At 58.4% G+C, this 13,009-nt stretch carries 14 protein-coding genes and 1 tRNA gene; 9 read left to right on the top strand and 6 right to left on the bottom strand.

Features of this window, described 5'->3' with window-relative positions; all coding sequences use genetic code 11:
- The first annotated feature begins 92 nt into the window (after window positions 1-92).
- Window positions 93-398 carry a YkgJ family cysteine cluster protein gene (locus tag NTD87_RS10270; protein ID WP_262113693.1) on the top strand — a complete coding sequence of 102 codons (306 nt, stop codon included), beginning with the start codon at window positions 93-95 and terminating at the stop codon, window positions 396-398.
- Between the two features lie 135 nt (window positions 399-533).
- On the opposite strand, the gene NTD87_RS10265 is transcribed toward NTD87_RS10270, so the two are convergent.
- From NTD87_RS10265 to hemA, 6 genes are all read right to left on the bottom strand, one after another.
- The gene (locus NTD87_RS10265) at window positions 534-1,052 is read right to left on the bottom strand and encodes an acyloxyacyl hydrolase (RefSeq protein WP_262113691.1); all 519 of its coding nucleotides are present in this window, start codon (window positions 1,050-1,052) and stop codon (window positions 534-536) included.
- Window positions 1,053-1,165: 113 nt separating this feature from the next.
- Complete coding sequence (murI, locus tag NTD87_RS10260; protein ID WP_262113689.1) at window positions 1,166-1,957, bottom strand: glutamate racemase; 792 nt, start codon at window positions 1,955-1,957, stop codon at window positions 1,166-1,168.
- On the bottom strand, window positions 1,950-2,705 hold the full coding sequence (locus tag NTD87_RS10255; protein ID WP_262113687.1) for a molybdopterin-synthase adenylyltransferase MoeB: 756 nt from the start codon (window positions 2,703-2,705) through the stop codon (window positions 1,950-1,952). The genes murI and NTD87_RS10255 overlap by 8 nt, the downstream gene beginning before the upstream one ends.
- On the bottom strand, window positions 2,699-3,529 hold the full coding sequence (gene prmC, locus NTD87_RS10250; protein WP_262113684.1) for a peptide chain release factor N(5)-glutamine methyltransferase: 831 nt from the start codon (window positions 3,527-3,529) through the stop codon (window positions 2,699-2,701). Before prmC ends, NTD87_RS10255 begins: the two co-directional genes overlap by 7 nt.
- Entirely contained in the window at window positions 3,530-4,612 is a 1,083-nt protein-coding gene (gene prfA, locus NTD87_RS10245; protein WP_262113682.1) for a peptide chain release factor 1, read from the bottom strand.
- On the bottom strand, window positions 4,609-5,898 hold the full coding sequence (gene hemA / locus NTD87_RS10240; RefSeq protein WP_262113681.1) for a glutamyl-tRNA reductase: 1,290 nt from the start codon (window positions 5,896-5,898) through the stop codon (window positions 4,609-4,611). The genes prfA and hemA overlap by 4 nt, the downstream gene beginning before the upstream one ends.
- A gap of 182 nt (window positions 5,899-6,080) precedes the next feature.
- Between hemA and NTD87_RS10235 the strand changes: the two genes are divergently transcribed.
- From NTD87_RS10235 to ychF, 8 genes are all read left to right on the top strand, one after another.
- Window positions 6,081-7,805, top strand: a complete 1,725-nt coding sequence (locus NTD87_RS10235; RefSeq protein ID WP_262113679.1) for a tetratricopeptide repeat protein — start codon at window positions 6,081-6,083, stop codon at window positions 7,803-7,805.
- 4 nt (window positions 7,806-7,809) lie between these two features.
- Window positions 7,810-8,427 carry a lipoprotein insertase outer membrane protein LolB gene (gene lolB / locus NTD87_RS10230; protein ID WP_262113677.1) on the top strand — a complete coding sequence of 206 codons (618 nt, stop codon included), beginning with the start codon at window positions 7,810-7,812 and terminating at the stop codon, window positions 8,425-8,427.
- Window position 8,428: 1 nt separating this feature from the next.
- On the top strand, window positions 8,429-9,280 hold the full coding sequence (gene ispE / locus NTD87_RS10225; RefSeq protein ID WP_262113676.1) for a 4-(cytidine 5'-diphospho)-2-C-methyl-D-erythritol kinase: 852 nt from the start codon (window positions 8,429-8,431) through the stop codon (window positions 9,278-9,280).
- Window positions 9,281-9,317: 37 nt separating this feature from the next.
- Window positions 9,318-9,392: transfer RNA gene (locus NTD87_RS10220), tRNA-Gln, on the top strand.
- A 46-nt stretch (window positions 9,393-9,438) separates the two neighbouring features.
- Window positions 9,439-10,380: a ribose-phosphate pyrophosphokinase gene (locus NTD87_RS10215; RefSeq protein WP_003171603.1), complete on the top strand. Its 942-nt coding sequence runs from the start codon at window positions 9,439-9,441 to the stop codon at window positions 10,378-10,380.
- A gap of 142 nt (window positions 10,381-10,522) precedes the next feature.
- Window positions 10,523-11,122: a 50S ribosomal protein L25/general stress protein Ctc gene (locus NTD87_RS10210; protein ID WP_262113674.1), complete on the top strand. Its 600-nt coding sequence runs from the start codon at window positions 10,523-10,525 to the stop codon at window positions 11,120-11,122.
- Between the two features lie 169 nt (window positions 11,123-11,291).
- On the top strand, window positions 11,292-11,876 hold the full coding sequence (gene pth / locus NTD87_RS10205) for an aminoacyl-tRNA hydrolase (protein ID WP_262113673.1): 585 nt from the start codon (window positions 11,292-11,294) through the stop codon (window positions 11,874-11,876).
- Window positions 11,877-11,899: 23 nt separating this feature from the next.
- Window positions 11,900-13,000 carry a redox-regulated ATPase YchF gene (gene ychF, locus NTD87_RS10200; RefSeq protein WP_262113672.1) on the top strand — a complete coding sequence of 367 codons (1,101 nt, stop codon included), beginning with the start codon at window positions 11,900-11,902 and terminating at the stop codon, window positions 12,998-13,000.
- Window positions 13,001-13,009: the final 9 nt, after the last annotated feature.

Below are 13,009 nucleotides of genomic sequence, written 5' to 3'. Positions count from 1 at the left end.
TCATGGCCCAACACCTATCGGCCACCTCATCCGGTTGAGCGTCCGTCAGGCCTTTCACACAGTACCGGCGCACTGCCTTACACTGCGCGCCTATGAACACGATTCCCCTTAAGACCATCGCCGAACCGGCGGTCACTTGCTCGACCTGCGCAGCCTGCTGTTGCCAGCTCGAAGTCATGCTGATCACCGACACCGGCGTGCCTGAACGTTTTATCGACACCGACGATTGGGGCGGGGAAGTCATGCTGCGCCTGGATGACGGCTGGTGCGCCGCACTGGATCGCGACAGCATGATGTGCACCATTTACGAAAAACGCCCGCTGATCTGCCGGGAGTTCGAAATGGGCGCACCCGAGTGCATCGATGAGCGCAAAGGGATTGCGACGGCGTATCGCTGAACGAGAAATACAGGCCACTGAAGATCTAATGTGGGAGCGAGCCTGCTCGCGAAAGCGGAGTGTCAGTCAACATTAGTGTTGAATGTTAGGCCTCATTCGCGAGCAGGCTCGCTCCCACATAAAAGCAGCCAGTCATTACAGCGGCATCGTGTAATGCAATGCGTAGCTTTCTATACCGTCATTGAATTTGCTGAGACCGGCGTCGGAGTAGTGCGTCGCGCGAATCCCGACTTCATGGCCACCGGCAAACCGCAGGCCAAAGCCCAAGCGGTCTTCGAACTGAAAGGCCGAGCCCAATCGGTTGTCTTCCACTTCGGTGTGAGCGAACAGCGCCACGCCAATCCCGGCCTCCAGATACGGTTTGACGATTTGCCCGGCGAACTCGTAAACGAACACCGGAGAGAACGACAGACTGTGATTGTCGGGTGCCTTGTCACCATTCCAATAGGTGTAAGCACCGCTCCAGTAGCCCGTCAGGCGACCGACATCACTCTGGAACCAGCTTTTGTCCCAATCCAGTTGCATACCCAGTCGATACGTCTGGGTCGAATCGGTGGTCTGGCCCACCGCGAATTCAACGCCAGCCGCTTGCGCGGAAAAACTGTGCCCCAACAACGCAGCCGCAATCGCGGCCAAACAGAACAGTCGCTTCATGAGAAACATCCTTTTCCGAACGATTTTGTTTGGTTTTTGGGCTCAACAGGCGAGTAATAAAAATCCGTGCTTCGACAGAAACTCACCCATACGAAGCGCGCCCCCAAGACTTTCTACTCACTGAAGCTTCGCACAACCCCAGCGTTATGCCAGAGCAGCGGCAGGATATTTCTCAGGTGCTCGGGGCTGGCACTGGTCCAGAATTGCGCATCACGAGAGGGCCCGCCGGCGAGCAACTCACGTTCGGCGAGCAGGCGTTGGGTTTGCCGGGCAACGGCAGCGCCAGTGTCGATCAGGCTGATGTCGGCGGGGAGCATCTGCTTGAGCAATGGTTTGAGGAAAGGATAATGCGTGCAGCCCAGAATGATCGTGTCGCACCCTTGCGCCAGCAAGGGTTCGAGATAACCCGCCAATAACTGACGCAACTCAGGGCTGTGCAGATCGCCTGCTTCGATCAGCTCCACCAGCCCAGGACAAGGCTGGGTGATGACCCGTACATCGGTGGCAAAACGGTCGAGCAAAGCTGCGAACTTGGCGCTCTGCAAAGTACCGGTAGTCGCAAGTACACCCACCACGCCACTGCGAGTGGCCGCCGCTGCCGGCTTGACCGCAGGCTCCATGCCGACGATGGGCCAGTCCGGGTAATCGCGACGCAAATCCGCGACACCGGCCACGGTTGCGGTGTTGCACGCGACAACCAAAGCCTTGGCACCCTGCTGCTGAAAAAACTCCGCCACCGCACTGCAACGCTGACGAATGAACTCAGGGGTTTTCTCGCCGTAGGGAATATTCCCGCAATCGCCGACATACAGCAGCGACTCATTGGGCAACAGATGCTGGATCTCCGCCAGCACCGACAATCCACCGACGCCGGAATCGAACACGCCGATCGGCGCCTCACGCATGTTTTGGCCCACAGACCCTGCACCCTGGATCACGCTTGACCCTCAATTCACGAAAACGTGTGCCCAAGGCATCAATCAACAGCAAGCGGCCCACCAAAGGTTCGCCGAATCCCACGAGCAACTTCAGTGCTTCAAGGGCTTGCAGACTACCGACCAGCCCCACTAACGGGCCGAGCACGCCGGCCTCGCTACAGGTCAGTTCGGCTTCGCTGCCATGCCCGTATAAACAGTGATAGCACGGGCTCTCGGCGCGACGTGGATCGAACACCGACAACTGCCCTTCCAGACGAATCGCCGCACCGCTGACCAAGGGTTTGCTCGCCGCCACACAGGCTGCGTTCACCGCTTCGCGGGTGGAAAAGTTATCGGAGCAATCGAGCACCACGTCGACCGCCGACACTGCAGCGGCCAACGAGTCTTCGTCCAGCGCGGTGCGATGAGCAATCAGTTGAATCTCGGGATTGATCGCCGTCAGACGGCGGATAGCCGAGTCGACCTTGCTCAGGCCAACGCTGTCGGTGTCGTGAATGATCTGCCGTTGCAGGTTGGTCAGGTCTACCGTGTCGAAGTCCGCCAGATGCAATTCGCCGACCCCGGCCGCCGCCAGGTACAGCGCGACTGGTGCACCGAGTCCGCCCAGGCCGATGATCAAGACACGGCTTTGCTTGAGACGCAATTGGCCATCGATGTCGACGTGCTGCAACAAAATCTGCCGGCTATAGCGCAACAGCTCCTGATCATTCAGCACGGTAGACGCCCCAGACTGATACGTTCGTGACCACCGAGGTCCTTGCGGCTGTGGACCTCTTCGAAGCCTTGGGTCAGCAACAAATCACACACCGCAGCGGCCTGATCGTACCCGTGTTCGAGCATCAACCAGCCGCCGGCTTCCAGGTGGTTCGGCGCCTGGGCGATGATCAAACGCAAATCATCGAGCCCGTCGGTGCCCGCCACCAGCGCACTGGCCGGCTCGAAACGCACGTCACCGTCCACCAGGTGTGGGTCGGCAGCGGCGATGTACGGTGGATTGCTGATAATCAGTGTGTAGTGATGATCTTTCAGCGCACTGAACCAATGACTGCTCAGCACGGTGACGTTGTTCAAGTGCAGTCGCTGGCGATTGCGCTCGGCCAAGGCCACGGCTTCGAGGATCCGGTCCACCGCAGTGACGCTCCACGCCGGGCGCTCGCTCGCCAGGGCCAGGGCAATTGCGCCACTGCCGGTGCCCAGGTCGAGGACCAAGGCCTGCGTTGCAGGCAACAGTTCCAGCGCGGCTTCAACCAGCAATTCGGTGTCCGGACGCGGGATCAGCGTATGCGGCGCGACTTCCAGATCAAGCTTCCAGAAACCCTGCTGGCCGAGGATGTACGCCACCGGTTCGCCGGAACGGCGACGTTGCAGGTATTCGGCAAAGGTCAGCGCGGCTTCGCTGGGAACGATGCGCTCCGGCCAGGTGTGCAGGAAGCTGCGGGACTTGCCCAGGGCAGCGGCCAGCAGCAATTCGGCATCCAGACGCGCGGTCGGCGAATCGGGCAAGTCGGCTGCGCGTAACAAACTGGCAATGATGGTCATTTATTCACCTATCGCTGCCAATTGATCAGCCTGGTACTCGGCCAGCAACGGCTCGATGACGGCATCGACGCCACCCGCGAGGATTTCATCGAGGGAATACAGCGTCAGGTTGACCCGGTGGTCGGTGACCCGGCCCTGGGCAAAGTTATAGGTGCGGATGCGTTCGGAGCGGTCGCCCGAGCCCACCAGCAACTTGCGCTCGCTGGCGATGGCATTCGCCGCGGCACTGGTTTGCTGGTCGTTCAGTTTGGCCGAGAGCCAGGACATCGCACGCGCCCGGTTCTTGTGCTGGGAACGCTCTTCCTGACACTCGACCACAATGCCCGACGGCAAGTGGGTAATCCGGATCGCCGAGTCGGTCTTGTTCACGTGCTGGCCGCCCGCGCCGGAGGAGCGATAAGTATCAACCCGCAAATCTGCCGGGTTGATCTCGATCGCTTCCTGTTCGTCCGGCTCAGGCAACACCGCCACGGTGCAGGCCGAGGTATGAATACGGCCCTGGGATTCGGTCGCCGGAACCCGTTGCACACGGTGCGCACCGGACTCGAACTTCAGCTTGCCGTAGACATTGTCGCCTTCGACCCGCGCGATGACTTCCTTATAGCCGCCATGTTCGCCGATGTTCTCCGACAGAATCTCGACCCGCCAGCCACGCCGCTCGGCGTAACGCGAGTACATGCGGAACAGGTCGCCGGAGAAGATCGCCGCTTCGTCACCACCGGTGCCGGCGCGGATTTCCAGGAACACGTTGCGCCCGTCATTCGGATCCTTGGGCAGCAGCATGCGTTGCAAGCTGGCTTCATGCTCGATCAGTTGCTCTTTGGCTTCGCGCACTTCTTCGACGGCCATTTCGCGCATGTCCGGATCGCTGTCCTTGAGCAGCGCCTGGGCACCTTCAAGGTCGCCCTGAACCTTGAGCAGCTGTTTATAGGTGGCGACAATCGGCTCAACTTCCGCATATTCCTTGGAATAGGTGCGGAACTTGTTCTGATCGGAAATGACTTCGCCATCGCCAAGCAAGGCGGTCAGTTCCTCGAAACGGTCCTGGAGGATGTCCAGCTTATTGAGCAGTGACGCTTTCATTGCGGTTTTTTATCCGAAGAGCTATCCGAATTGCCCTCACCGAGGGCAAAGAGTTCCTGGGCCATGGCCAGCGCATCGAGGCGGCCTTCGGCGGTAAGCTTTTTCAACTGCACGCTCGGGGCATGCAACAGTTTATTGGTCAGGCCACGGGCCAGTTGCACCAACACATCTTCAGCGCTGCTGCCGTTGGCAAGCAGGCGCTGGGCTTTTTGCAATTCTTCATCGCGCAGGCGTTCGCTCTGTTGACGATAGGCCTTGAGCACATCCACTGCCGCCAATTCGCGCAGACGGACCATGAAGTCGTCGGCACCGATGGAAACCATCTCTTCCGCCGCCTGGGCTGCCCCCTGACGGCTCTTGAGGTTCTCGGCGACCACTTCGTGAAGGTCGTCGACGCTATAGAGGTAAACGTCGTCCAACTCGCCGACTTCCGGTTCGATATCCCGTGGTACGGCAATATCGACCATGAAGATCGGCTTGTGCTTGCGCAATTTCAAGGCACTTTCTACCGCGCCTTTGCCAAGAATCGGTAGCTGGCTTGCGGTAGAGCTGATGACGATATCACTGCGCACCAGTTCTGCCGGGATGTCCGAGAGCAGCACCGCGTGGGCGCCGAACTGCTCGGCCAGGATACTAGCTCGCTCCAGGGTCCGGTTGGCGACCACAATCCGTTTCACGCCCAACTCATGCAAATGGCGGGCGACCAGGGTAATGGTCTCGCCAGCGCCGATCAGCAACGCCTGGCTGCGCTGCAAGTCACTGAAAATCTGTTTCGCCAGGCTGACCGCGGCAAACGCCACGGACACCGGGTTTTCACCAATGGCAGTGTCGGTGCGCACCTGCTTGGCGGCGTTGAACGTGGCCTGGAACAATCGCCCAAGCAGCGGACCAATGGTGCCGGCCTCGCGGGCCACGGCGTAGGCCGATTTCATCTGGCCGAGAATCTGTGGTTCGCCCAGCACCAGCGAATCGAGCCCGGAGGCGACACGCATCATGTGACGAACTGCCGCATCATCTTCGTGCACATAAGCACTCGCACGCAGCTCATCGAAGCTTAAATGGTGATAGTCGGCCAACCAGCGCAGCACGGTATCCGCCGATAGCTGATCCTGTTCTATATAGAGTTCACTGCGATTGCAGGTGGAGAGGATCGCAGCTTCGCGGCTGTCGGTGAGTCGGCAGAGCTGCTGCAAGGCCTCAACCAGCTGCTCCGGGGTAAAAGCCACGCGCTCGCGGACGTCTACGGAAGCAGTCTTGTGGTTAATACCGAGTGCAAGGAAGGCCATTCAAGATCGCTGATGATGTCGAGAAGCCGACAATTGTCCTACTTCGCCTGACTCAGAACAACCACCGTTGACTATTGTCCTTACAGACCGCCTGTGAAAAGGCATCCGTTGAGTCTCGGTTATGTTTGGCCGAAGGCTTGTGTCATGATGATCCGACCGCAGGTTAGTCGTCCTCTTCCTATATGAATAGATCTTCCGCGTTGCTCCTCGCTTTTGTCTTCCTCAGCGGCTGCCAGGCCTTGGCACCCGTCTCATCGGACGGTAAACCGCCGGTCGAAGGCAGCACTCCGGCCCCTGAAAAGCCCAAGGTTTACAGTTCGTTCAGCGAAGACACGATCTTCAGCCTGCTGAGCGCAGAACTGGCTGGCCAGCGCAATCGTTTCGACATTGCCCTGGACAACTACGTGACCCAGGCCGTCAACACCCAGGATCCGGGCATCTCCGAGCGAGCGTTTCGCATCGCCGAGTACCTGGGCGCCGACCAGGCCGCGCTTGATAGCGCGCTGATCTGGGCTAAAAACGCCCCCAATGACCTCGAAGCGCAACGTGCCGCCGCCGTACAGTTGGCCCGTGCCGGGCGTTATGACGACTCCATGACCTATATGGAGAAGGTTCTGCTGGGCAAGGGTGATACCCACTTCGACTTCCTCGCCCTGTCTGCGGCCGATACCGACCAGGACACCCGCAACGGTCTGATGAAAAGTTTTGACCGTTTGCTGCTGCGCCACCCGAAGAACGGCCAGCTGATTTTCGGCAAGGCTTTGTTGCTGCAACAGGACGGCGACTCCCAGGGCGCGCTGACCCTGCTGGAGAAAAACCCGCCGGAAGCCGGTGAAATTGCCCCTATCCTGCTGCGTGCGCGCCTGCTGCAAAGCCTCAACCGTGGCGATGAAGCGCTGCCGCTGCTGGAAAAAAGCATTCGCAAATACCCGGACGACAAACGTCTGCGCCTGACTTACGCACGCCTGCTGGTCGAACAGGACCGCATGGACGACGCCAAAAAGCAGTTCTCAAGCCTGGTCCAGCAGTACCCAGAAGACGACGAGCTGCGCTACTCCCTGGCACTGGTTTGCCTGGAGGCCAAGGCCTGGGACGAGGCCAAGGGTTACCTAGAAGACCTCATCGCCCGGGAAAGCCATGTCGACTCGGCGCACCTGAACCTGGGTCGCATCGCCGAAGAACGCAACGACCCGCAAGGCGCCCTGATCGAGTACGCCTTGGTGGGCCCGGGTAACGACTATCTGCCGGCGCAATTGCGTCAGTCCGATATCCTGATGAATAACGGACGCACCGCCGAAGCCCAAAGCCGTTTGGCCAAAGAGCGTGACGAACAACCGGATTACGCGATCCAGTTGTATCTGATCGAAGCCGAAACCCTGTCCGCCAACAAGCAGGACGATCGCGCCTGGGCAATCCTCGATAGAGCCTTGAAGCAATATCCGGACGACCTGAACCTGCTCTACACCCGGGCCATGCTGGCAGAAAAACGCAATGACCTGGCGCAGATGGAAAAAGACCTGCGACTGATCATCAAGCGCGACCCGAACAACGCCATGGCGCTGAACGCTCTTGGCTACACCCTGTCCGACCGCACCACGCGTTACGCCGAAGCCAAGGCGCTGATCGAGCAAGCGCACCAGTTGAACCCGGAAGATCCGGCCGTTCTCGACAGCCTCGGCTGGGTGAACTTCCGCCTGGGCAACCTCGATGTAGCCGAGCGCTATTTGCGCCAGGCCCTGGAGCGTTTCCCCGATCAGGAAGTCGCGGCGCACCTGGGTGAAGTCCTGTGGGCCAACGGCAAGCAGCGTGAAGCCAAGCAAATCTGGGGCAAATTCCTCAAGGAACAGCCCGACAGTCCTATCCTGCGCAGTACCATCAAGCGCCTGACCGGTTCCGAGACTCTTTAAAATCATGTTTTTGCGCCACGCTATCGTTTTCAGCTTCATTGCCCTGCTCGCCGGTTGTGCGGGCTTTGGCGCCCGTGAATCCGTAGAGGGTCACGGCAACCCCGCGCAATGGCGCGAACACAAACAGCAACTGACAAGCCTGGATGGCTGGCAAATCAACGGCAAGGTCGGTATTCGCGCCCCGAAAGACTCAGGCAGCGGCACCCTGTTCTGGCTGCAGCGGCAGGACTACTACGACATTCGCCTGTCCGGCCCGCTGGGTCGCGGCGCGGCACGCTTGACCGGTCGCCCCGGCCAGGTGTCGCTGGAAGTGGCCAATCAGGGCCGCTATGAAGCGACAACGCCCGAAGCCCTGCTCGAAGAACAGCTGGGCTGGAAGCTACCGGTATCGCATTTGGTCTGGTGGGTTCGCGGATTGCCCGCCCCCGACAGCAAAAGCCGCCTGAACCTGGATGCCGATAGTCGCCTGGCCAATCTCGAACAGGATGGCTGGCAAGTCGAGTACCTCAGCTACACCCAGCAAAACGGTTACTGGCTGCCCGAGCGGATCAAACTGCACGGCACCGACCTTGATGTCACGCTGGTGATCAAGGACTGGCAACCACGCAAATTGGGGCAATGACATGCCTGCTACTCGCCTGACCCTGCCCTCGCCGGCAAAACTGAATTTGATGCTGCACATTCTGGGTCGCCGTGAAGACGGCTACCACGAGCTGCAAACGCTGTTTCAATTTCTCGACTATGGCGACGAAATCACATTCGCCGTGCGCGATGACGGTATCATTCGCCTGCACACCGAATTCGAAGGCGTCCCTCACGACAGCAATCTGATCGTCAAAGCCGCCAAAAAACTTCAGGAGCAATCCGGTTGTTCGCTGGGTATTGATATCTGGATCGAAAAAATCCTGCCCATGGGCGGTGGAATCGGTGGCGGCAGTTCGAATGCGGCCACCACTTTGCTGGGGCTCAATCATCTCTGGCAATTGGGTTGGGACGAGGATCGATTAGCCGCTTTGGGCCTGACGCTGGGCGCGGACGTCCCGGTTTTCGTGCGTGGGCACGCGGCTTTCGCGGAAGGCGTGGGAGAAAAGCTCACCCCTGTAGACCCCATCGAGCCGTGGTATCTCGTGCTTGTGCCGCAAGTATCTGTAAGTACAGCAGAAATTTTTTCAGATCCGCTGTTGACACGTAACTCTTCTCCCATTAAAGTGCGCCCCGTTCCCAAGGGAAACAGTCGAAATGACTGCTTACCGGTGGTAACAAGGCGTTATCCAGATGTACGTAACGCTTTGGATTTGTTAGGTAAATTTACCGAAGCAAAACTCACCGGAACTGGAAGTTGTGTGTTTGGGGGCTTCCCAAGCAAAGCTGAAGCTGATAAAGTCTCGGCCCTTCTTACAGAGACCCTTACAGGGTTTGTAGCAAAGGGAAGCAACATTTCGATGTTGCATCGCAAGCTGCAAAGTCTGCTCTAAAAGGAACCGGGTACTGGGTACTCGTTGCAACAGATACAGGGGCGTCGCCAAGCGGTAAGGCAGCAGGTTTTGATCCTGCCATGCGTTGGTTCGAATCCAGCCGCCCCTGCCATTTTCCTATACTCATCCAGGTTACCCTCAGCCTTCAGGTACTGCGCGTGTCCAAGATGATGGTCTTTACGGGGAACGCTAACCCCGATCTGGCTCGGCGTGTCGTACGTCAGCTGCATATCCCTCTCGGTGACATTTCTGTCGGTAAGTTCTCCGACGGCGAAATCACCGCTGAGATCAATGAAAACGTCCGCGGTAAAGACGTCTTCATTATTCAGCCGACTTGCGCTCCGACCAACGATAACCTGATGGAACTCGTCGTGATGGCTGATGCCTTCCGTCGTTCCTCAGCCACTCGAATCACTGCGGTGATCCCCTACTTTGGTTATGCCCGTCAGGATCGCCGTCCGCGTTCCGCACGTGTGGCTATCAGCGCGAAAGTCGTCGCTGACATGCTTACCGTAGTCGGCATCGATCGTGTTCTCACGGTTGATTTGCATGCTGACCAGATTCAGGGCTTCTTCGATATTCCGGTAGATAACATCTACGGCTCCCCGGTACTGGTGGATGACATCGAAGACCAACGCTTCGAAAACCTGATGATCGTGTCCCCGGACATTGGCGGCGTCGTGCGTGCACGTGCTGTTGCCAAATCCCTGGGCGTGGATCTCGGGATCATCGACAAGCGCCGTGAGAAAGCCAATCACTCTGAAGTGATGCATATCATCGGTGATGTCGAAGGGCGTACCTGTATTCTGGTTGACGACATGGTCGATACCGCCGGCACCCTGTGCCACGCGGCTAAAGCCTTGAAAGAGCATGGCGCTGCCAAAGTCTTTGCCTACTGCACACACCCTGTGCTGTCGGGTCGGGCCATCGAGAACATTGAAAATTCCGTGCTGGACGAGCTGGTGGTGACTAACACCATCCCGCTGTCCGCTGCAGCACAAGCCTGTGCACGTATCCGTCAACTGGATATCGCACCGGTAGTTGCCGAAGCGGTTCGCCGCATCAGCAACGAAGAATCGATCAGCGCGATGTTCCGCTAAGGGCCCTGCCCTTCGGATACATCTCGATGACGAAAAGCGCCCCGCCCCGGCATAACCTGTCGGGGCGGGGCTTTTTTGCCCATATCGCCTTTAGCGCTGGTCGCAAACGCTGGGGCGGATGTGGTTATTTTGGAGATACAACATGAACGATTTTACTCTGAATGCTGAAGTGCGTTCCGACCTGGGGAAAGGTGCGAGCCGCCGCCTGCGTCGTCTCGCAAGCCTGGTTCCAGCTGTAGTTTACGGTGGCGAAAAAGCCCCTGAATCCATCAGCATGCTGGCCAAAGAAGTTGCCAAACTGCTCGAAAACGAAGCGGCTTACAGCCACATCATCGAGCTGAACGTTGGCGGCACCAAGCAAAACGTAATCATCAAAGCTCTGCAGCGTCACCCGGCCAAAGGCCACGTGATGCACGCTGACTTCGTACGCGTTGTTGCTGGTCAGAAACTGTCCGCTCACGTTCCTGTGCACTTCGTCAACGAAGCTGCTGCAGTGAAAAAAGGCGGCGAAATTTCGCACGTTGTTGCTGAAGTTGAAGTTTCCTGCCTGCCAAAAGACCTGCCTGAATTCATCGAAGTCGACCTGGCTGATGCCGAAATCGGTTCGATCATTCACCTGTCCGACATCAAGGCCCCTAAAGGCGTTGAATTTGTTGCTCTGGCTCACGGTAACGACCTGGCTGTTGCCAACGTTCACGCTCCACGTGTTGCTCCAGAAGCTGCAGAAGGCGCTGCAGAGTAATTCACTCTGTACGCCGGAGTGAACAAGTAACATCGCGGACTGGAACGTAGCGAGAAAGCGGGCGGGAACGCGGAGTTTACATAATGGTAAATGAGCACTTTTCGTCCACTTTCGCCGCACACACCCATTGCAGCGATGTTATCCACCACTCCAAAGAAGGGCCCCTGACGTGACTGCCATAAAACTGATCGTTGGCCTGGGAAATCCAGGCGCCGAATACGAACAGACCCGGCATAACGCAGGGGCCCTTTTTGTTGAGCGCATCGCGCACGCACAAGGTGTCAACCTTGTGGCCGATCGCAAATATTTCGGCCTGACCGGGCGCTTCTCGCATCAGGGTCAGGATATTCGTCTGCTGATTCCCACCACGTACATGAACCGTAGCGGCCAGGCCGTGGCGGCGCTTGCCGGTTTCTTCCGTATCAAACCCGAAGAAATCCTGGTGGCGCATGACGAACTCGACTTGCCACCCGGCGTTGCCAAGCTCAAACAGGGCGGCGGGCATGGCGGTCACAACGGGTTGCGCGACATCATCGCGCAACTGGGCAACCAGAATACCTTTCACCGCTTGCGGCTCGGCATTGGCCACCCAGGCGTTGCCAGTATGGTTTCAAACTTTGTCCTGGGTCGTGCGCCACGCGCCGAACAGGAAAAACTCGATGCCAGCATCGACTTTGCCCTCGGCGTGCTGCCGGATATCTTCGCCGGTGAATGGAACCGCGCGATGAAAAACCTGCACAGCCAGAAGGCCTGACTCTAACTCCTCGGGGAAACACCATGGGATTCAATTGCGGCATCGTCGGCCTGCCTAACGTCGGCAAGTCCACCCTGTTCAACGCCCTGACCAAATCCGGTATCGCGGCCGAAAACTTCCCCTTCTGCACCATCGAACCGAATACCGGTATCGTGCCGATGCCGGACAAGCGCCTGGACGCCCTCGCGGCCATCGTCAATCCAAAGCGCATCCTGCCGACCACCATGGAATTCGTCGACATCGCTGGCCTCGTTGCCGGCGCCTCGAAAGGTGAAGGCCTGGGCAACAAGTTTCTGGCCAACATCCGCGAAACCGATGCCATCGCTCACGTGGTCCGCTGCTTTGAAGACGAGAACGTGATTCACGTCTCCAACAGCGTCGACCCGAAACGCGACATCGAGATCATCGACCTCGAACTGATCTTCGCCGACCTCGATAGCTGCGAGAAGCAACTGCAGAAAGTCACCCGCAACGCCAAGGGTGGTGACAAGGACGCCGTCGTTCAGAAAGGCCTGCTGGAGCAGTTGATCGCTCACTTCACCGAAGGCAAGCCTGCGCGCACCCTGATGAAGAGCATGAGCACCGACGAAAAAGCGGTGATCCGTGGCTTCCACCTGCTGACCACCAAGCCGGTCATGTACATCGCCAACGTTGCCGAAGACGGCTTCGAGAACAACCCGCTGCTCGACGTGGTCAAGGCCATTGCCGAAGAAGAAGGCGCGATGGTCGTGCCGGTCTGCAACAAGATCGAAGCGGAAATCGCCGAGCTTGAAGACGGCGAAGAAAAAGACATGTTCCTCGACGCCCTGGGTCTGGAAGAACCTGGCCTGAACCGCGTGATCCGCGCTGGCTACGAAATGCTGCACCTGCAGACCTATTTCACCGCAGGTGTTGAAGAAGTCCGTGCCTGGACTGTCCGCGTCGGTGCCACCGCACCACAAGCCGCTGGCGTGATCCACACCGACTTCGAGAAAGGCTTCATCCGCGCCGAAGTCATCGCCTACAACGACTTCATCCAGTACAAGGGCGAAGCCGGTACCAAAGAAGCCGGTAAATGGCGCCTGGAAGGCAAGGAATACATCGTCAAAGACGGCGACGTGATGCACTTCCGCTTCAACGTGTAATACACACGC

Source organism: Pseudomonas sp. 6D_7.1_Bac1, from assembly GCF_025465945.1.
GTDB lineage: Bacteria > Pseudomonadota > Gammaproteobacteria > Pseudomonadales > Pseudomonadaceae > Aquipseudomonas.
The sequence above is the reverse complement of the archived record's forward strand: the minus strand, read 5'-3'. Positions and strand labels throughout refer to the sequence as shown.